The 20,629-nt window shown below is 35.6% G+C and carries 14 protein-coding genes and 3 riboswitches; of the genes, 2 read left to right on the top strand and 12 right to left on the bottom strand.

What is annotated here, in order from left to right:
* Positions 1–2: 2 nt before the first annotated feature.
* The 6 genes from AC1Q8N_RS25235 to AC1Q8N_RS25210 all read right to left on the bottom strand — a co-directional run bounded on the left by AC1Q8N_RS25235 (position 3) and on the right by AC1Q8N_RS25210 (position 6,751).
* A complete protein-coding gene (locus AC1Q8N_RS25235; protein WP_098078466.1) occupies positions 3–1,547 on the bottom strand; it encodes an ABC-F family ATP-binding cassette domain-containing protein in 1,545 nt (514 codons plus the stop codon).
* A gap of 394 nt (positions 1,548–1,941) precedes the next feature.
* Positions 1,942–2,691 (bottom strand): ABC transporter ATP-binding protein, encoded by a 750-nt coding sequence (locus AC1Q8N_RS25230; protein WP_000016074.1) that lies wholly within the window; start codon positions 2,689–2,691, stop codon positions 1,942–1,944.
* Positions 2,688–3,686, bottom strand: a complete 999-nt coding sequence (locus AC1Q8N_RS25225) for an ABC transporter substrate-binding protein (RefSeq protein WP_048541931.1) — start codon at positions 3,684–3,686, stop codon at positions 2,688–2,690. Before AC1Q8N_RS25225 ends, AC1Q8N_RS25230 begins: the two co-directional genes overlap by 4 nt.
* Complete coding sequence (locus tag AC1Q8N_RS25220; RefSeq protein WP_048541932.1) at positions 3,683–4,456, bottom strand: ABC transporter permease; 774 nt, start codon at positions 4,454–4,456, stop codon at positions 3,683–3,685. The genes AC1Q8N_RS25225 and AC1Q8N_RS25220 overlap by 4 nt, the downstream gene beginning before the upstream one ends.
* A complete protein-coding gene (locus AC1Q8N_RS25215; protein ID WP_000082897.1) occupies positions 4,428–4,748 on the bottom strand; it encodes an MTH1187 family thiamine-binding protein in 321 nt (106 codons plus the stop codon). The genes AC1Q8N_RS25220 and AC1Q8N_RS25215 overlap by 29 nt, the downstream gene beginning before the upstream one ends.
* Positions 4,749–4,848: 100 nt before the next feature.
* Positions 4,849–4,950, bottom strand: a riboswitch (TPP riboswitch).
* Positions 4,951–5,011: 61 nt separating this feature from the next.
* The gene (locus AC1Q8N_RS25210) at positions 5,012–6,751 is read right to left on the bottom strand and encodes a methyl-accepting chemotaxis protein (protein ID WP_098078070.1); all 1,740 of its coding nucleotides are present in this window, start codon (positions 6,749–6,751) and stop codon (positions 5,012–5,014) included.
* Positions 6,752–6,894: 143 nt separating this feature from the next.
* A riboswitch (cyclic di-GMP riboswitch) is annotated at positions 6,895–6,979 on the bottom strand.
* Positions 6,980–7,262: 283 nt separating this feature from the next.
* Here AC1Q8N_RS25210 and AC1Q8N_RS25205 point away from each other — a divergent pair.
* On the top strand, positions 7,263–8,576 hold the full coding sequence (locus tag AC1Q8N_RS25205) for an anaerobic C4-dicarboxylate transporter family protein (RefSeq protein WP_000498712.1): 1,314 nt from the start codon (positions 7,263–7,265) through the stop codon (positions 8,574–8,576).
* A gap of 115 nt (positions 8,577–8,691) precedes the next feature.
* Here the strand turns inward: AC1Q8N_RS25205 and thiE are convergent, their stop codons facing one another.
* Complete coding sequence (gene thiE, locus AC1Q8N_RS25200; protein ID WP_098847489.1) at positions 8,692–9,351, bottom strand: thiamine phosphate synthase; 660 nt, start codon at positions 9,349–9,351, stop codon at positions 8,692–8,694.
* A 16-nt stretch (positions 9,352–9,367) separates the two neighbouring features.
* Positions 9,368–10,183: a hydroxyethylthiazole kinase gene (gene thiM / locus AC1Q8N_RS25195; RefSeq protein WP_338390610.1), complete on the bottom strand. Its 816-nt coding sequence runs from the start codon at positions 10,181–10,183 to the stop codon at positions 9,368–9,370.
* Between the two features lie 63 nt (positions 10,184–10,246).
* Positions 10,247–10,356, bottom strand: a riboswitch (TPP riboswitch).
* Between the two features lie 428 nt (positions 10,357–10,784).
* Here thiM and topB point away from each other — a divergent pair.
* Positions 10,785–12,974 carry a DNA topoisomerase III gene (gene topB, locus AC1Q8N_RS25190; RefSeq protein WP_048541942.1) on the top strand — a complete coding sequence of 730 codons (2,190 nt, stop codon included), beginning with the start codon at positions 10,785–10,787 and terminating at the stop codon, positions 12,972–12,974.
* 41 nt (positions 12,975–13,015) lie between these two features.
* On the opposite strand, the gene AC1Q8N_RS25185 is transcribed toward topB, so the two are convergent.
* From AC1Q8N_RS25185 to AC1Q8N_RS25170, 4 genes are all read right to left on the bottom strand, one after another.
* Complete coding sequence (locus AC1Q8N_RS25185) at positions 13,016–15,877, bottom strand: YhgE/Pip domain-containing protein (protein WP_098078057.1); 2,862 nt, start codon at positions 15,875–15,877, stop codon at positions 13,016–13,018.
* Positions 15,878–16,183: 306 nt separating this feature from the next.
* Positions 16,184–16,975, bottom strand: a complete 792-nt coding sequence (locus AC1Q8N_RS25180; protein ID WP_098078452.1) for an endonuclease/exonuclease/phosphatase family protein — start codon at positions 16,973–16,975, stop codon at positions 16,184–16,186.
* Between the two features lie 4 nt (positions 16,976–16,979).
* On the bottom strand, positions 16,980–18,617 hold the full coding sequence (locus AC1Q8N_RS25175) for a PTS transporter subunit IIBC (protein WP_098078449.1): 1,638 nt from the start codon (positions 18,615–18,617) through the stop codon (positions 16,980–16,982).
* Positions 18,618–18,817: 200 nt separating this feature from the next.
* Entirely contained in the window at positions 18,818–20,482 is a 1,665-nt protein-coding gene (locus tag AC1Q8N_RS25170; protein ID WP_098642489.1) for a glycoside hydrolase family 13 protein, read from the bottom strand.
* Positions 20,483–20,629: the final 147 nt, after the last annotated feature.

Here is a 20,629-nt window from a genome sequence, read left to right as displayed (position 1 = left end):
CTTTATTCATATCGTTCAGCATCCCATTCTTCTATATTCCATACTTTTGTTATCCATGCTTCATAGAAAGAAGGCTCATGTGAGACAAGTAAAACTGTTCCTTTATATTGTTGTAACGCTTCCTGCAAAGACTTCTTTGTTTCTATATCCAAATGATTAGTCGGTTCATCTAAAATTAAAACATTGCTTTTCGTTACGATAAGTTCACATAAACGTACTTTCGTTTGTTCCCCGCCGCTTAATAAACGAATAGGTTTTAATACATGTTCTTCTTTCAATCCACACTTTGCTAATGCTTGGCGTACTTCTTTCTTTGTCATATCTGGTCGTTCTGCCCAAACTTTTTCTAATGGTGTTGTTTCTGAAGCAAACTCTTCCTGCGCAAAATAAGCAGGATTTACTCGTTCTCCAACAGAAATTGAACCGCTTAACGGCTTTATTTGACCTAATAACGTTTTTAACATTGTCGTTTTTCCAATTCCATTATGACCAACAATCGCTATCTTTTCTCCTTTTTTCACTTGCAAATTCAATTCTGGACATAACGGAGAACTATATCCTATCCTTAGTTTTTCAGCCTGTAATATGCGACTCACTGGCTCCTCATAAACATTGAAATCAAAACGGGATCGAGGTACATGACTAACCTTTTCAACCCTTTGCATTTTCTCCAATACTTTCTCTCGACTTTTGGCCTGTTTCGCTTTTCGAATTTTATTTTTTTGAATAAATGTTTCTAACTGAGCAATTTCTTTTTGCTGTTTCGCATGCGCCGATTGTAATTGTTTCCTTTGCAATTGATAACTTTGCACAAATTTTTCATAATTTCCTACGTACCGCTTCACTTTCCGTTCTTCTAGATGATAAATAACATTCGTAATACTGTTCAAAAATACTTCGTCATGTGAAATGATCACATAAGCTTTTTCATACAGTCTCAAATACGATTGCAACCATTCTATATGGGCTGTATCTAAATAATTTGTTGGCTCATCTAGCAATAAAACATCAGCTTTTTCTAAAAGGAGCTTCCCAAGTAATAACTTTGTTCGCTGTCCTCCACTTAACTTTGAAACATCCTTTTTCAACCCTATTTCAAATAAACCTAAACCGATTGCTACTTCTTCAATTTCTGTATGAATTTGATAGAAATTAGAGCTTTCCAATATAGTTTGTAATTCTCCATACTTTACTAACAGTTTTTCTACTTCTCCTGCTCCATTCATTTCTTCAGCAATTTTTAACATTTCGCATTCAATCCTATACAAATTAGAAAATGCACTTTGTAAGTATCCTTCAATTGTTATCCCCTCTTGTAAATCCATATGTTGCTGTAAAAAGCCTATCTTCACATGTGGAAACCATTCAATGTTTCCGTCATCATGTATAAGTTCTCCTGTTAAAATCCTTAACAAGGTTGATTTTCCAATTCCATTTTTCCCAACTAACCCAACATGCTCGCCCTTTAATAGTCGAAAACACGCATTATATAAAATGGTTTTCTCACCATATGAATGACTTAAATTTTCTACTGTTAATATACTCATTTTTTTCTCTCCTCTACTTATGGGTTCATAAGCTAAATAGAGAGCACAGTAAAAATCCTTATTTAATTGTGCATATAAAAAATGGGTAAGGTGAATACACCTTACCCATTACATATTATCGTAAAAAAGGATTAAGGTTCTTTACCTGCTGTCTTCAATTTAGCTTAATCGTTAAAAATGGGCAGACTTCTCCCGTATCAAGCTAAAACCATTTGAAGAACAGTTGATAAAGTCATTTTATCCTTTCACTCCTTTAACATTTGTTATATTAAGAGTATAAACTACTCTGTTATATTCTATTCTCTATTTTTTCTTTTGTTCCTTCTCATTCTTTTCATGTTCTATAAAAAAAGCTCTTACCAGCAATTATATTTAAATCTGGTAAGAGCTTTTTCTATTTTTTCATATAAGGAGCTAATACTCTCAGAATTTCTTCCTTATCCTTCTTTAACTCAAGTGATGTTAACATATCCATCGTTCTTGGTCTAGGTAATTTCACTTGTACCTCTCCAACTATTGATGCTGGTCTTTGAGATAAAATAAATACGCGATCCGACAGTAAGATTGCCTCATCTAAGTCATGTGTAACCATAACAATTGTTTGCTTCTCTTGGTGCCAAGAGTTTAAAAGCCAACTATGTACTTCCATTTTTGTAAAGGCATCTAATTTTCCAAAAGGCTCATCAAGTAGCATAATTGGCTTTTCACATAAATATGTGCGCAGAAAGCTAATCCTTTGACGCATACCACCAGACAATTCATCTGGATAATGGTCTGCATATTCATCTAGTTCAAATTGCTTTAATGCTTCCATTCCTTCTGTTAGCCTTTGTTTTTTCGGTTTCCCTTCGATTTCCAATGGAAGAACTATATTTTGCAAAGCTGATCGCCACGGTAGTAATAAATCCTGCTGCGGCATATAACTTACAACATCTTGCTCTTGTACGTGCCTATCCTTATACGTTACATTCCCACTTGTTGGATTTTCAACATTTGCAATCATATTTAATAATGTGCTTTTCCCGCAACCACTCGGTCCTACAAAGGAAACGAACTCTCCCTCTCGTATAGAAGCACTAATATTTGCCAATACATTCTTTCCATCAAAAGCTTTTACGATCTCTTTTATTTGTAATCCACTCATTTTTCACTTGGAAGGAACTCATTTGTAAAGGCATCTTTCACATCAATTTTCTTCTTAATAACTTTGTTATCATATAAGAAATTCATGTAATTCGTCCAAACTTCTTCCTTCTGTACTCCCCACACTTTTGCATCATCTTGATACTTCGTACTTAACCATTTTTGACTTTCTTGTACTAATTCTTTATTCACATCTGGAACTGCTTTAATTAAAATATCAGCAGCTTCTTTCGGTTCTTTAATTGCAAAATTATAACCTTCTGTCGTTGCACTCATAAACTTTTTCACAAAGTCTTTATCTTGCTTCGTATGTTTTTCACTCGTAATAATAACAGGACTATAGAAATCAAGCGCTGGGTCTAAGTCTTTCACCATAATCGTATTTAACTCTTTTCCTTGGCGCTTCGCTTCAATTCCATCCCATCCGTAATATATCCATTCAAAGTCTGCATCACGACCGATTGATTTAAAGAAATCTGTTTGTCCTAAGATGATTTTTTCAACTTTATTAAAATCAGCTTGATGCTTCTCCATGATTGTCTTCAACGTCGCTTCTTCTGCTGGTCCTCCCCAGCCGCCGTAACGTTTACCTTCAAAATCTTTTGGTGACGTCATATTATCTTTTTTAAGTGATGCAAAAGCTGAAGTATTATGTTGGATGATTGCTCCTACAGATACAACAGGAATACCTTCCACACGAGCCAACGTTACATTTTCTTGTGCGCTTATTGCAAAGTCAGCTTTTCCGGAAGCTATCATTTGCTCCGCTGTCACATTATCACCTGGCTGAATAATCTCTACATCTAATCCTTGCTTTTTATAATAATCTTTCGTTTGCGCTACATATAGGCCAGTATGATTCGTATTCGGAAACCAATCTAATACTACTTTTACTTTTTGATCTTTACTTGCACTTTCTTCTTTCTTCGCCGGATTACATCCAGCTACACCTACTGCTAATAAGGCAGCCAACATAACTTTTAAACCTTTTTTCATTTTCTGCCGTCCTTTCTATATATCCATGGTGCTGTTATTCTTGCCATAAACTCCACGATAAAATACAGACATAATGTCACCATAACAATAATTGCTGCCACACCAAATACTCGGGCTGTTAAAAAGGATTTTGTAGCCCTTGTAAGCATAACTCCTAATCCTTCACTTGCACCGAGCCATTCCCCAATAATTGCTCCCATTACGCTATATGTAACTGCAATTTTTAAACCTGAGAAAAAGTATGGCAACACTGCTGGAAACTTTACTTTCTGGTAAACTTGCCATTTCGTTGCCTTCATCGTTTGCAACAACTTCAACATATTTTTATCTACCGTTTGAAAACCTTCTAAAATGCTAAGCGCAATCGGGAAGAAACAAACGAGTATTACTACCATTACTTTCGGTAGCATTCCATATCCAAACCAAATAATAAATAACGGTGCAAGTACAACGATTGGAATCGTTTGCGAAATAACAAGCAACGGATTTATTAAAATACGAAATAAAGGGATAACATCCATAATAATTGCAATACTTGTCCCAATTAAAATCGCAAAAAATAGTCCAATTAGAACCTCTTGTAACGTTTGCATCGTATTCGGTAATAGTAAATCTTTCATTCCAATTAATTCTTGAACAATGGCAGAAGGCTTCGGTAAAATCCACGGTTCAATTTTAAATAATGAAACAGATCCTTCCCATATCGCTATGAGAAGGATAAGCCAAATTGTTGTAATTGTTTTAGATTGCTTCTGGTTTTGCATATTCATCACGGTACTTCCAAACCTTTTCATCTATCGTTACACCAGTACTTGGACGATAATGGATTTTAATAGAAGTAATCACTTCTTCTGCTCCAGCATCCACACAAGCTTGTTGCGCACGTTTAATGATATCAAGAAGTACATCTAATTCTCCTTCCAGCGTTGTTTCCATTGCCCCTACTTCATAACGAACTCCCGATTGTTGTACAACTTCAATTGCTTTATCAACAACAGAATACACATCTTTGTTCTTCGCTTGTGGTACTACTGAAAATGAAATTGTAACTTGTTGTGACATAGTAAAATCCCCCTTATAAAATGAAATATTAAAACAAGAAAAGGCTTTCCTACTGCGTAGGAAAGCCTTGTATGCAAGTTATTATAGAATAACATATGCTACATCACTTTAAGTAACTCCCTACGCTGGCATTATCCAGATCAGGTTGAGGGTCGATGTTTGTTTACATCCTCTCAGCCAATTGGCTCCCCGGTCCTTAATTCGTTTTCATTGTAGCATGATTTATTTTATTGAACAAACAAAAGCACGTATAATCATTTCATTTAACTTTTGAATTCCCCTATTAACTCTTGTAACTCCTGTGAAAGCCAGCTTAAAGAACTAGCTAATTCAGCAATATCTTGTACAGACATTTCCTGCTCTTTCATACTTTCTTCAATATTATTACTACTATTTGCATACGTATTTGCAATAAGTGATAGTTCATTTACAACACGAACAATATTTTGGCTATTTTGCAATATATCACTTGAATTGCTAGAAACAACTCTAACTTGATTTGTAACAGATTGTGCTGATTTTGAAATTTTTTCAAAGAAAGCACCACTACTTTCAACAAGTTTTATTCCAGATTCTACTTCTTTTGAAGCTTTTTGCATTGAAACAACAGCTTCTTCCGTTTCAACTTGTGTTTCCCCTATTAATTTCGCTATATCTTTTGCTGATGCTTCCGTCTGCTCTGCTAATTTACGCACTTCATCAGCAACAACAGCAAATCCCTTTCCGGTTGCCTCAGCACGTGAAGCTTCAATAGAAGCATTTAAAGCTAGGGAATTAGTTTGATTTGAAATACCTGTAATTACATTTACAATATCACTAATTTCTTTTGATCTTGTTTCCAAAGAATGGATGATAGAAGATAAATCTTGTACTGCATTTTGTATTATGTTCATTTGATTAATCGCCTGCTCAATAACACCATTTCCTTTTACTGAATGATACTTTGTACCTTCAGACTCTTTCGCTATTTGTTCTGCAGCATTCGTTATCTCTTCCATCTTATCTTCCATTTCATATACAGCGCCTAAATACTGTGGTGCTGCAGTTTCTTGTAACCGAGCTCCAGCTCTTAACTCAACCATAGAACTTACGATTTCTTTAACTGCCATGCTATTCTCTTTCGTACTCACTGACAATTCTTGTGAAGATGAGGAAACCTGTTCTGCTGTCTGCTTCACTTTATCTATAATTCCTTTAAACTTCTCGATGGTATTATTAAAATACGCATTAATAATACCAATATCATCTGGTCTTTCCTCTAATTTAATACTTAAATCACCTTCACCGACTTTGCGCAATCCTTCACGTAAATCTCGCAATGGAGCAAGTGCGTTACGCACAATTAAGAATTGAATAAAAGTTGCAATTAAAACAGAAATACAAATAAACATTAAACCTTGTATAATGAACTTTTCTTTTGTACTAGGAACAATAGAAGCATCTACATCAGCTGCAACAAGTGCCACAATATTACCTTCTCCATCTTTAATTGGCTCTAATATCGTTACCCATGTTCCTAATGCGTCTTCATATACTTCTGTCATGTTTGCTTTTTTTGTGCTCATTACTTTATCATATGCTTTCATCCAAAGGTCTGGTTGTTTATAATATTCTCCCGGCCTTACTTCAACAACATTTGCTAAACCTGTAGATAAATCAATGATTTGTAGCTCACCTTTTTCATTTTTTTTCGCTCCAACAATATAGGTTTGTCCAACACTGTTCAATTCTTCCGTTGATTCATCTAATTTCTCTGTTAACTTCTCTCTCTTTTCTCTTTCTGCCGTTGGGTCTTTTGCAACATCTCTCAATATTTCTGCGTCTAATTTATGTAATACCGTATCCCCTGTTTCAAAAGAATGCCTTTCAAATATAGACATCATGCTATTTTGAAACATGTTAAAACTTAACGCTCCCATAGTACCGACAAGCGTCAAAATAACTAACACAGTTAACAATACATTTTTTTGAAGAAATGATAGTTTATGCCAACACCTTCTCATTAACATCACCTTTCTTAATTAACTTACTATAAAGTAACGCTATTAAAATATACACCTTATTAATAAACGATAACGGCTCTCATTTGTTTATAAACAAAAAAAAGACCAATGAAAAGAGCATTGGTCAAGACCAACCCTATCCGTCCGGTAACTGGCTAGCATAGCCTTTCGACCTTAGCTCCTGTAGTTTTGCGTCCTAATGTTTCCATCAGTTTGCCTTTCTCGCTGAACGAGTTGAACGATATGGGAGTTCTATGAGAATTAAATTATTCTCTATCAAAGATTACAACATAAGAATTAAAATGTCTACCTATTTAGAGATGCAAATGTAAAGTTTCAATGTATTATTTTTTCGAAATAACTTAACAAAGTTCGTGAATGTTACATTTCTTGTGTTATATAATAAAAAATGTATATAACACAAGGATTATTTTGAGTATTTGTTTTAATTTTCGTTCAAATTAAATTATTCAAATATATCTTAACTAATGAATTTCGGAGGTAGTTTATCATGTTTTGGCTACAATTTCTTACGTTACTACTCTGCATTTTTATTGGCGCACGCCTAGGCGGAGTTGGTCTAGGAGTAATGGGTGGCGTTGGTATGGCAATACTTGTTTTTGTCTTCCACTTACAACCTACAGCTCCTCCTATTGATGTAATGCTTATGATTTTAGCAGTAATTACAGCTGCCGGTGCACTGCAAGCCGCTGGAGGAATGGACTACCTTGTTCATCTAGCTGAGAAAGCATTGCGAAAAAATCCAAAGCGCATTACATTCTTTGCTCCAATTGTTACTTATTTATTTACACTGTGCGCAGGAACTGGTCACGTTGCTTATTCTGTACTTCCTGTTATCGCAGAAGTCTCTCGCGAATCTGGGATTAGGCCGGAACGACCAATGTCAATTGCCGTAATCGCTTCCCAACAAGCAATTACAGCTAGCCCTATATCAGCTGCAACAGTTGCACTTTTAGCAATGCTAGCTGACTATAAAATCACCTTATTGGATATTTTAAAAGTAAGTATTCCTTCTACCTTCATCGCTTGTATGGTAGCTGCATTTGTTGCTAGCAAAATGGGGAAAGAATTAAATGAAGACCCTGAATACTTGAAACGTTTAAAAGAAGGAATGATTCCTAAAATTGAAGAGAAGAAAGAATTTGTTGGTTTAAAAGGCGCTAAACTATCCGTTATCCTTTTCTTAGTGGGAACTTTCCTTGTCGTACTTCTCGGTTCATTTGAAGCACTTCGTCCAGGATGGATGGTTGACGGGAAGTTAATTCGTCTTTCCATGCCAAACACAATTGAAATGGTTATGTTAACTATCGCAGCTCTTATTATTATTTTCTGCAAACCAAATGTAGAAAGCATCGTGTCTGGTAACGTCTTTAAAGCGGGGGCAACAGCTGTTGTTGCTATTTTCGGTATCGCTTGGATGGGAGATACTTTCTTTAACGGAAACTTAAATATGATTCAAGGATCAATTCAGCACCTAGTAACAAGTGCACCATGGCTATTTGCCATCGCATTATTCATTCTATCTATTTTACTATATAGCCAAGCAGCAACAGTACGTGCTTTAATGCCTCTTGGATTATCACTCGGTATTCCACCAGCGCTACTAATCGCAATGTTCCCTGCAGTAAATGGATATTTCTTCATTCCAAACTATGGAACAATCGTTGCTGCCATTAACTTCGATCGTACTGGTACAACAGGTATTGGTAAATATGTTTTAAATCATAGCTTTATGATTCCAGGCTTAATCGCAACATTCACTTCTATCGGAATTGGAATGCTCTTAATTTCAATTATGTTTTAAAGAAAAAGCACAAACCCAAAGTTTTAAAGGGTTTGTGCTTTTTTAATCAAACGTTTGTTTAAATATTTTTAACTGTCCATTATGTTTTTTACTATTTTTGTGAAGTTCCGTTTTCCTACAAACCCCTATTTACTTCCTCAACTAGCTTCTTCGTACTTTCATACGCAGATTCCGCTAAACTAATCGCGGAAATAATAGAAACACCGTCTGCACCTGCTTCTATAACTGATGCTGTATTTTCAATTGTAATGCCACCAATCCCGACAATCGGTATTGTAATTCCTTGCTCTCTAAAATGAGCTAAGCCTTTCGTTCCTTGCACAGCTTTCGTATCTTTTTTCGTACTCGTTGGGAAAATAGGGCCAACACCTAAATAATCAGCTCCGTTTTCAATTGCCCAGCGTGCTTCTTCAATTGTATGTGTAGATACACCAACAATTTTATCCCCCATTTTTTCACGAACAGAAGTAATCCCTTCATCATCTTGTCCAACATGCACGCCATCAGCATCTAACTCGAGAGCTAGTTCCACATCATCATTTACGATGAACGGTACACCGTACTCTTTACAGACTGCTTGTAGTTCTTTTGCGAAACAAATGCGTTCCTCTCCTGTTAAAGCGCCTTCTCCCTTTTCACGAAATTGAAAAATTGTTATACCGCCTTCGAGTGCATCTCTCAATACTTGTAGCGGCTCTTTCGCACAATTGTTACTTCCCATTATAAAATATACTGATAACAACCTGGACATGTCAGCCTTTGTAATACGCGACATCTAGTTCCCCTCCTTACTATATAATCTCAATCTTCCCGTACTTCTCGATATCACCTGAAGTAGTATTCGCTAACTGATTTAAAAATTCAATTTGGAAACTACCAGGTCCCTTTTCCACTGTCTTAGCAGCTGCCAGTTCCGCAGCTACACCATAAAACGTTAATGCCGCTACTGCTGCCTTTACATAATCCTTTTCTACTGCTACAAATGCTCCTATTACAGAAGTTAGTAAACAACCAGTTCCCGTAACCTTCGTTAAAATAGAGTGACCATTTCGAATAAGAATCGTTCGCTCTCCATCTGTAACAACATCTTCTTTTCCAGTAATCACCGCTACTGTATTTAATTCATCCGCTGCCTGCCTTGCAATACTTACAACATTGCCATTTCCAACACCGGCGTCTACCCCTTTAATTTCCCAGCTCTCATTAATAACGTTCGCTATTTCAGCTGCGTTCCCGCGAATAATCGCTAACTCGATTTCAGTCGGAATATACCTCGCAACTTCTGTTCGATACGATGTTGCTCCTGCACCAACTGGATCAAACAGTACTGGTACATTGTTCACATTTGCTGATTTACCCGCAAGTAACATCGCTTCTACTTCTTCAGGACGGAGTGTCCCCATATTTAATACTAATGCTCCAGCAATGCTAGCCATTTCTGCTACTTCTTCTTTTGCATACGCCATTACAGGCGATGCCCCTAACGCTAACAAACCGTTAGCTGTAAAGTTTGTTACAACAACATTTGTAATATTATGAACGAGCGGATTAGATTCTCTCACCAAATCCACTACTTTACTAATTTCTTTCATATTCATCCTTCTCATCCCCTAACTATAGTGATGGGAGATACACAAAAAGGCACTTTGCGCGTACGCAAAGTGCCTGAACATGTGCTTTTACACTCTCCCTACGCTGGCATTATCCAACAGGTTCAAATGGTCAATGACGGATTAGTCATACTCTCAGTTTGCATCCACAAACTCCCATGTGCTTATTATTCTTCTACTTCAAAGTCTACTCTTATTCTAGTAAAATAACAAGTTCTTTACTTTTCTATTTCATATAGAAGCAACTGATAAAACAATACGCATAATAAAGTGAAACTTTAATCAGTGGGGGGGTTGTTCATCCCCCACTGATTATTAGTTGAACCAATCGGGCTTTTATGGGCAGTTGATCCCCTACCTAACTTCTTTGCTTCCGCTGAATTTTGAGGCAGGGGTCTTACTGCCCGTTAATGCGGGATAAATAAGTATCTATTTTTCATAGTCTCATCATCGTGTAGATTATGTTCTATCACCATCATTTGATTTCAAACAATTTTTGTTCATACCACTAAAAAACGTTCAAATCTGGAGCGAAACTGAATCTCAAGAAAATGTATGCTATAGTTAACGTATGGAAATTTGAAAGGATGTTTTTAATATGTCAAAAAGCGTTGTAATCGCTGAAAAACCTTCCGTTGCACGAGATATTGCGCGTGTACTTAAGTGCGATAAAAAAGGAAATGGCTACCTTGAAGGTAGTAAATATATTGTAACTTGGGCTTTAGGTCATCTCGTTACATTAGCAGATCCAGAAAGCTATGATGTGAAATATAAAAAGTGGAATTTAGAAGATTTACCGATGCTACCCGAGCGTTTAAAACTAACCGTTATTAAACAAACAGGGAAACAGTTTAACGCTGTAAAAAGCCAGCTTCTTAGAAAAGATGTAAATGAAATTATTGTAGCGACAGATGCTGGACGTGAAGGCGAATTAGTCGCACGTTGGATTATCGATAAAGTTAAAATACAGAAGCCTATTAAGCGTTTATGGATTTCATCTGTTACTGACAAAGCAATTAAAGATGGCTTCGCAAATTTAAAACCAGGTAAAGCATATGACAATTTATACGCTTCGGCTGTCGCACGTTCAGAAGCTGACTGGTACATCGGTCTTAACGCGACTCGAGCATTAACGACTCGCTTTAACGCCCAGCTGAATTGCGGCCGCGTGCAAACACCTACTGTCGCTATGATCGCTAATCGTGAAGATGAAATAAAGAACTTCAAAGCTCAAACTTACTACGGTATCGAAGCACAAACAACGAATCAGTTAAAACTAACTTGGCAAGATGCAAATGGTAATAGCCGCAGTTTTAATAAAGAAAAAATTGATGGTATCGTAAAAGGTTTAGATAAGCATAATGCTACCGTTGTGGAAATTGATAAAAAACAGAAGAAGTCATTCTCTCCTGGTCTTTACGATTTAACTGAATTGCAACGTGATGCAAATAAAAAGTTCGGTTACTCTGCTAAAGAAACATTAAACATTATGCAGAAATTGTATGAACAACATAAAGTGCTAACGTACCCTCGTACAGATTCACGCTATATTTCATCTGATATCGTTGGAACACTTCCAGAGCGTCTAAAAGCATGTGGCGTTGGAGAGTACCGTCCTTTAGCACATAAAGTATTACAAAAGCCTATCAAGTCTAATAAGTCATTTGTTGATGATAGTAAAGTAAGTGATCATCACGCAATTATTCCGACAGAAGGATACGTTAACTTCTCAGCCTTCACAGATAAAGAACGTAAAATTTATGATTTAGTTGTAAAACGTTTCTTAGCCGTTTTATTCCCAGCATTCGAATACGAGCAACTAACGTTACGCACAAAAGTTGGCAATGAAACGTTCATCGCACGTGGAAAAACTATTCTACATGCCGGTTGGAAAGAAGTATATGAAAATCGCTTTGAAGATGATGATGTAACTGATGACGTAAAAGAACAACTTCTACCTCACATTGAAAAAAGCGATACATTAACTGTAAAGTTAATTATGCAAACATCAGGGCAAACGAAAGCACCTGCACGTTTTAATGAGGCGACTTTACTTTCAGCAATGGAGAATCCTACGAAATATATGGATACGCAAAATAAACAACTTGCTGATACGTTAAAGTCAACTGGTGGATTAGGTACTGTAGCAACGCGTGCTGATATTATCGACAAGTTATTCAATTCGTTCTTACTTGAAAAACGTGGTAAAGATATTCATATTACTTCAAAAGGCCGTCAGTTACTTGATTTAGTGCCAGAAGAACTGAAATCTCCTACACTAACTGGCGAATGGGAGCAAAAGTTAGAAGCTATCGCTAAAGGAAAATTAAAGAAAGAAGTATTCATTTCAGAAATGAAGAACTATACGAAAGAAATTGTTGCTGAAATAAAATCGAGTGATAAAAAATATAAACATGACAACATTTCAACGAAGTCTTGTCCAGATTGCGGTAAACCAATGCTAGAGGTAAACGGCAAAAAAGGAAAAATGCTCGTTTGCCAAGACCGTGAATGTGGTCATCGTAAAAACGTATCTCGTACAACAAACGCTCGTTGTCCGCAATGTAAGAAGAAGTTAGAATTACGTGGTGAAGGTGCAGGACAAACCTTTGCATGTAAATGTGGCTATCGCGAGAAATTATCCACATTCCAAGAAAGACGTAAAAAGGAATCTGGAAGCAAGGCTGATAAGCGCGACGTTCAAAAATATATGAAACAACAGAAAAAAGAAGAAGAACCATTAAATAATCCGTTCGCAGAAGCTTTAAAGAAATTAAAATTTGATTAAACAAAAAGGTTCCTACCACTCTCGGTAGGAACCTTTTATTATTAATGAATAATTTTACTTCCTTTTGCGTTCTCAACAAACTTTTCACTCGATTTGTTAATTGGTGTTTTCAGTAATAACGCAGCTACAATCATAACTACTACGAAAGCACTTAACACAAGTAAATCTCGCGTTACGATATCCCATAGCATTCCGCCTACTGTTTCACGAATTGCACTAATTGCGTATGTGAACGGTAAGAACGGATAAATTGCTTGGAAGAACGCTGGTGTCATTTGAATTGGGAATGTTCCGCCCGATCCTGCTACTTGCAGTACAAGTAAAATGATCGCCATCGATTTCCCAACGTTTCCGAAAATAGAAACGAGTGAGTATACGATACAAACAAAGACTCCACCAATAAATAAACTAAATAACACAAACCAGAACTTATCGACTACGTACGTACCGAGCAAGAATATATCTCCCATCGATACGATAAACGCTTGTGAAAGACCTATCGTTAAGAATGTTAATAAACGTCCAAAGTAAATTTCATGGCTCTTATAATTCGCGCCCTCTTCGTGTACTTCTACTGTTAATAATGAAACCATTAATAATGCGCCTACCCATAATGCAAGCACTGTATAGAATGGTGACATCGCTGAACCGTAGTTCGGCATCGCAAATAATTTATTTTCTTTTAAATTTACTGGATTCGCAAAGTAATCACTTTGTTTTTCAACATCATTTTTCAATAAGCGTATGATATCTTTTATATCCTCTTCCGATTCAAAATCACGAATTTTATTTGCTAAGTCTTTAATCTTTTTCTCAGTCTCCGGCATGTCAGCCTTAATGTCTGTTAATTTCTTTTTACCGTCTACTAAGCCTTTTGATGAATCTTCTAGTAGCTTTTTAACATCTGGAAGCTTTTTGTCTGCATCATTTAAAATTTGAGTTGTATTTTTCGACATCTCTTTTGTACGAGCAATTGCTGTATTGAAATTAGGTACAATTTCTGAATCATACGTCGATAATACATCTGTTAATTGAGCTGACCCACCCTTCGCAGCGTTGTTAATACTTTCAATTACATCTTTTGTAGGTTTCTGTCCATTGTTAAGAAGTGTAATTCCCTTATTCGTTGCATCTACACCTTTTTGCAGACTACTTTTCGCTTTATTTAATTTCGAAATTCCATTATTAAGGTTTTTATCACTATTTACATCAGCTAAAACCTTATTTGTGCTTTCTAGAACAGGAATCATATCATCAATTAAACCGATTCCAGATTGGAATTGACCATTTAAACTATTTAAAGCTACTTTCGTTGAATCTAAACCGTTAACACCTCTATTTTGTACATCTTCTTTCGCCTTTTGTAAATCTGCTTTTGCACCTTCAAGGCCATTTTTTGCTTTGTCGTAGTCTGCTTTTGCATTATCATATATTTGATTTGCATCGGCTTTAGCTTGATCTACTGCGCTAACTGCCTTTTTATAATCAGCTACAAACGTTTCATTGTAATCTTTTTCAGCTCGATCGATTAAAGCATTTGTTTCATTTAATTTCTGATTGATTCCATCACGCACATCTTGTTTAACTTCTTGACCTGTGCTAATTAAATCGTTTAAACGTTTAAAACGATTATTTAAATCTTGTTGTCCATTCTTAATATCCGTTAAATGCTCTTTTCTTGTTTTAAAGAAATTTTGTCCAAACTCAGTTTGAGCCCCTTGCTCTAAACGAGCCATAACATCAATTACATAAGAAAGATTGTCAATATGTGTTTGAAGATTATTAGATATAGTCGAAATATTTTTCTTGGCTATCTCTGGATCAACGCTTCCATTTTGCAATCCATCCATAACACTTTGTGCATAAGCTGTTCCTGCACGTGATGAGCTTAAAACATTATTTACTGTTTGATTAATATTTTGCGCTATACTCTTATAGCCATCACTATTCAACTTAGAAAGATCTGGTCTCGCTGGGAATTCAGGTAATCCATTCATTCCAGACAAGTCAGGGATATTTAATTCTACACCTGGATTCATTAAAAAGTCAGTAAATGCAGCCGCACTATCCATAACGCCTTTTGCTGCTACTAAATCATTTCTTATCGTCCCTGGAGCATTTTTTAATGTTTGATCTTGTCTTGCAAAGAACTTATCTAAATTCGCTAACGCTTCCTGTCCATCATTTATTACACTCTCTACAACAGGTAAATCTTTTTGCGCTACTTTCACAACATCCTCTGCTCGAGTTGCATCATCTAACGCCTTATCCATTAATGTATTCATTTCTGGGAACTGCGCTTCTAACTTAAAGACAAGGTCTTTTACTTTCTCGATACTTGGTAAGTTTGTTTCTAAATCGATTCCAAGGTCATTGAAGATTTTAAAAATCTCACCGTTCGCTGTTTTAACGAAGTTTTTACTAATTTCTTCCGTAATACCTGATGCACCTTTTGCTGTAATTTTCGGTGCAATCGCATTTACTTTTTCATTTACATAGTAATCAAGTTCTGGCTTTTGTGGATTTTCATCCAGAACAGTTGCAATTTTTTCAGAGAAGTCTTTTGGGATTGTAATACTTGCATAATAATCCCCACGCTCAACTCCGTAAATCGCCTGCTTTTGGTCTACAAATTTCCAACCAAGATTCTTGTTTTTCTTTAGAGAATCTACAATCTCGTCCCCGATATTGATATCTTTCCCTCTTAAATTAGAGCCTGCATCTTGGTTAGAAACGGCAATGGGAACCTCTTTTGTATTTCCATAAGGATCCCAAGAAGCTTTAATGTTAAACCATGCATATAACGATGGTAAAATCATTAACCCTAAAACAATAACAATTGCAGCCCAATGTTTAGCTACATTCCGTAAATCTGTCTTATAAATACGCCAAATTTGTTTCATAGAAGTTATCACCTAATTATATATTTTTCCTTCTTTAGAAAATGATACATACATTTTGCAATTATATCACTTTCTACATCGTGGATTAACCAAAAACGAACTATTTTTTCCCATTAACTTTGACTTACTACATTATATAACGAAGTCAGTCAAAGTATGAATACAAAATGACCAAATCGGTTTTACATTCAATAATAACAAATATATAGGAAATGTCATAAAAAATACAAGTATTTTCTCTTGGAAATACTTGTATTCCTCAAAAAAATCCTCACAGCTTTTCATTATCTGTGAGGATTTCTTCTATTATATATCTACTTGTACTTCTACACCGAAATGATCTGAAATTACATTTCGGTTTTTACCATTAAAAATGACTTTTGAAGAACGAACTTTTTCACTTTGGTTACACAATATTAGATCGATTCGTAGATTATGTTTATTTTCATCCCAACCAGCAATCTCACCTTGGACAGTTGTTCCTTCATCCTTCTCTATTGCTAGTTCATATGTGTCATACAAACCTTTTTGCATCATATATTCATAACCCTCACCTTGCAAACGGGCGTTATTATTAAAATCACCCATTAAGAAGGATAGTTCATTGCTATCTACACGCTCCATCAAACGATTGACTTGATCTTTGAATGATTCTTCTTCATCATTCCACCAACCGAGGTGGCAAGAGTAAAACGTTATGTTCTTATCATTATAAGCAATTGTCGCACCTACAATTTTGCGTGTTTTCCAATACGTTGTATCCTTATTTTCTGAAATAAAGAACGTATCTTCCTTTACAACATTATGCTTCGTTATAATCGCTAATCCTTCTTCATACACATCATAACCAATATGAGAGAAATCCCAAGTAATATTGTAATCTTTTACATGTAACGCTTTTAACTCTTCTAATAGTAAAAGTCCAAAATTATCTTCTTTCTTGTTACCGCATACATTTTCAGCTTGTATCGACTGACTTACTTCTTGCAATGCGATGACATCGTACTCTTCTTCTTGAATGACTTTAGCAAGATATTTTATCTTTTCCATTTGATTCTCTTCTTGCCAAGAGTGACAGTTTAAAGTTAGCAATTTCATCTTATTACGCACCTAACATATCTTGAATGTCTGACTTTAATACGTCAGCTTTCGGACCATATACTGCTTGTACACCTTTATCTTTTACGATAAGTCCTAAAGCACCATTTTGTTTCCACTGTGCTTCCGGTGCAACAACATCTAAATCTTTTACTGTTACACGTAAACGCGTCATACAAGCATCTACGTCAGCAATATTTTCTTTACCACCTAATAAATCAATAACTTTTGTTGCTAATGAACCATCCTGTACATTTCCTGTTCCTTCTGATGACTCATCTTCATTATCAATATAGTTACCTGCACGTCCTGGTGTTGGTAAATTGAATTTTTTAATTAAGAAATTGAATAATGTAAAGTTCAGACCGAAGAACAATAATGAAACGATAACGAAATTGATTAAATCTCTTGTTAGTCCTGCATTAACCATCATCGGTGTACGAGTAATTAATTCAATAAATCCAAATGCGTGAACACGTAAGTTAATTAAATCTGCTAATGCGAATGCAAGTCCTGTTGTAATTGCATATACAACATATAATACTGGAGCAATAAACATGAACATGAATTCAATTGGTTCTGTTACACCTGTTAAGAATACTGCTAATGCAGCCGATAAGAACATTGGTTTATATTTTGCACGTTTTTCTTTATCAACATTACGGAACATCGCGAAAGCAATACCCATTAACGCTGCTGTTGAGCCAATAACTTGTCCAGCTTTGAAACGAGCTGGTACAACGTTATTTAATAAATCGTTATATGCTTTCGTATCTCCATTTGCTAGTAAATTATTTAAGTCTGTAATCCATGCAAGCCATAAAGGATCTTGTCCTGCTACAATTTGTCCAACTTTTGAGCCAGTTAACATCGTATATGTTCCGCCTAGCTCTGTGTAGTTCATCGGAATCGTTAACATATGATGTAAACCAAATGGTAATAGTAAACGCTCTAACGTTCCATATACAAATGGTGCAACAACTGGTGCACTATCTTTAGATGCTGCAATCCAGCGACCGAATTCATTTAATCCACTTTGGATGAACGGCCATAAAAGTGATAATACAATTGCAGTGACTGTAGACCAAACAATTACAACGAATGGTACGAATCGTTTTCCGTTAAAGAATGCTAATGCCTGTGGTAGTTTATTATAGTTATAATATTTGTTATATAGAGTAGCTCCTAAAAAACCTGTGATAATCCCTACGAAAACTCCCATGTTTAATGCTGGTGCACCAAGTACAGAAGTAAAGTAATCTTTTACAACTAAATCTCCTGCTAATACTGAAGAAACTGTCGCTTTTGAATCCGCTAACATTTCAGCGTTTACGCCAAATATAGCTCCTGTAATTCTGTTTGTTAAGACGAATGCTAATAGCGCTGCAAATGCACCACCTGCGCGATCCTTCGCCCAAGATCCCCCAATTGCTACTGCGAATAAGATGTGTAGATTTGTAATGATTGCCCAACCGATGTCTTCCATTACGCGAGCGATTGTATGAACTGCGTTAATATCCCCAGCAGACATCCCAATTAACTTACCGATAGAAATCATTAAACCAGCTGCTGGCATTACAGCTACAACAACTAATAATGCTTTCCCGAACTTTTGCCAAAAATCAAAAGACGTAATTTTCATCTGTTCTTCCTCCCCTTTATTTATAACAACATAATGATTTAAATGATAATTTCTGTTTCTCTTATGAAAACGATTCCTTATGTTACTTTATTTTTTACGCAACCGTTTTCATAAATCTATTTTAATAAAAGCGTTTTCACTTTGCAATAGAAATTTATTTTTTTTCATAAAAAAAGATGCTCTAAGAGCATCCTTTTTTATTATGAAATGCGATAAACCCTTGTTTCATAAGGTTTTAACGTGATTGAAGTTACTTGTTCATTTTCCACAACTTTATAGTTATTTAAAAGCAAACGTTTGCGTTCTAGTGCAAATGAACCTTCATTATACACAGCTACCTCTTTTGAGATATTACTAATTACAACGATTTTTTCATCGTTTAATGTACGAGTATATGCATAAATTTGCGGATCATCTTCTAAAAGTAAATCATACGTACCGTAATTCAGTACATCGTGCTCTTTTTTCAAGGCAATCATTTTCTTATAGAAATTGAAAATAGAGTTCTCTTCATTCTTTTGCTTTTCAACATTAATTTCTTTATAGTTTGGATTCATACCAAACCAAGATGCACCTGTTGTAAAGCCAGCATTCATTTCATCGTTCCACTGCATAGGTGTACGTGAATTATCGCGGCAAGAAGCCCATATAATTTCCATCATATCTTGATGTGATACGCCCTCTGCAATTTTCTCTCGATATAAATTTTTAATTGCTACATCATCATAATCTTCAATATTTGGGAATTGAACATTTGTCATCCCAATTTCTTGTCCTTGATAAATAAACGGTGTACCGTGCATAAAGAAATACATTGCTCCAAGAGCTGTTGCACTTTCACGCCAATATTGTTTATCATCTCCCCAAGTTGAAACGATACGTGGCTTATCATGATTCTCAATATATAAAGCATTCCATCCTTTATTTTCTAACCCTTTTTGCCATTTCGTTAATACCTTTTTCAATCCTACAACATCAAGATCTTTCTTCTTCTCTGCATCCCATAAACTTAAATGCTCGAATTGGAATACCATATTGAACTTACCTTGCTCTTCTCCAACCCAAAGCTCAGCATCTTCAATCTTAACGCCATTCGCTTCACCAACAGTCATAATATCGTACTTAGAAAACGTATTTTCTTTTAACTCTTCTAATAAAGGTTGAATACCATCCACATTCATATGTTTATCAAAAGATGGTACATACTTTAATTCTTTTGGATTTGGCATATCTTTGAAACCATCTTCTTTTTTAATATGGCTGATTGCATCCACTCGGAAACCATCAATTCCTTTATCAAGCCACCAATTAACTGTATCGTATAACACTTCGCGAACTTCTTTATTCTCCCAGTTTAAATCTGGTTGTTTACGCGAGAATAAGTGTAAATAATATTGTCCTGTTACTTCATCATATTCCCATGCCGAACCATTAAAAATACTTTCCCAGTTGTTTGGTTCCGCACCATCTTTACCATCATGCCAAATATACCAATCACGCTTCTGATTGTCTTTAGATGAACGTGACTCAATAAACCATGGATGTTCATCACTCGTATGATTAATAACTAAATCAATAATAAGCTTCATATCACGCTTATGAACTTCATCTAGTAAAGCATCAAAGTCTTCCATCGTACCAAATTCATCCATGATATCTTGATAATCACTAATGTCATAGCCATTATCATCATTAGGTGACTTATACATTGGACAAATCCAAATTACATCTATACCTAAATCTTTTAAATAATCCAGTTTTGCAATAATACCTTGTAAATCTCCAATACCATCACCATTTGAATCCATAAAGCTACGCGGATAAATTTGATACGCAACCGCTTCTTTCCACCATGTCTTTTTCATAGTCATTCTCTCCTTTTGCATCCCATCAGAATTTTATGCAAACGTTTTCGTAACACTATCATAACAAAATATGAATAGTTTGCAACTGTTTTCATTGAACTCTATGTAGATTCCTTATTCTTATGCTTTATTTATTTCTCACAAAAG

The organism is Bacillus sp. GW823-FHT06B01 (genome assembly GCF_058952315.1).
Note: the sequence above shows the minus strand (reverse complement) of the source record. Positions and strands in the feature narration are given on the sequence as shown.

Bases quoted from the DNA above. Each gene is read 5' to 3' on its own strand.
- AC1Q8N_RS25235 (WP_098078466.1), bottom strand. From the start codon at position 1,547: ATGAGTATATTAACAGTAGAAAATTTAAGTCATTCATATGGTGAGAAA.
- AC1Q8N_RS25230 (WP_000016074.1), bottom strand. From the start codon at position 2,691: ATGAGTGGATTACAAATAAAAGAGATCGTAAAAGCTTTTGATGGAAAG.
- AC1Q8N_RS25225 (WP_048541931.1), bottom strand. From the start codon at position 3,686: ATGAAAAAAGGTTTAAAAGTTATGTTGGCTGCCTTATTAGCAGTAGGT.
- AC1Q8N_RS25220 (WP_048541932.1), bottom strand. From the start codon at position 4,456: ATGAATATGCAAAACCAGAAGCAATCTAAAACAATTACAACAATTTGG.
- AC1Q8N_RS25215 (WP_000082897.1), bottom strand. From the start codon at position 4,748: ATGTCACAACAAGTTACAATTTCATTTTCAGTAGTACCACAAGCGAAG.
- AC1Q8N_RS25210 (WP_098078070.1), bottom strand. From the start codon at position 6,751: ATGAGAAGGTGTTGGCATAAACTATCATTTCTTCAAAAAAATGTATTG.
- AC1Q8N_RS25205 (WP_000498712.1), top strand. From the start codon at position 7,263: ATGTTTTGGCTACAATTTCTTACGTTACTACTCTGCATTTTTATTGGC.
- thiE (WP_098847489.1), bottom strand. From the start codon at position 9,351: ATGTCGCGTATTACAAAGGCTGACATGTCCAGGTTGTTATCAGTATAT.
- thiM (WP_338390610.1), bottom strand. From the start codon at position 10,183: ATGAGAAGGATGAATATGAAAGAAATTAGTAAAGTAGTGGATTTGGTG.
- topB (WP_048541942.1), top strand. From the start codon at position 10,785: ATGTCAAAAAGCGTTGTAATCGCTGAAAAACCTTCCGTTGCACGAGAT.
- AC1Q8N_RS25185 (WP_098078057.1), bottom strand. From the start codon at position 15,877: ATGAAACAAATTTGGCGTATTTATAAGACAGATTTACGGAATGTAGCT.
- AC1Q8N_RS25180 (WP_098078452.1), bottom strand. From the start codon at position 16,975: ATGAAATTGCTAACTTTAAACTGTCACTCTTGGCAAGAAGAGAATCAA.
- AC1Q8N_RS25175 (WP_098078449.1), bottom strand. From the start codon at position 18,617: ATGAAAATTACGTCTTTTGATTTTTGGCAAAAGTTCGGGAAAGCATTA.
- AC1Q8N_RS25170 (WP_098642489.1), bottom strand. From the start codon at position 20,482: ATGAAAAAGACATGGTGGAAAGAAGCGGTTGCGTATCAAATTTATCCG.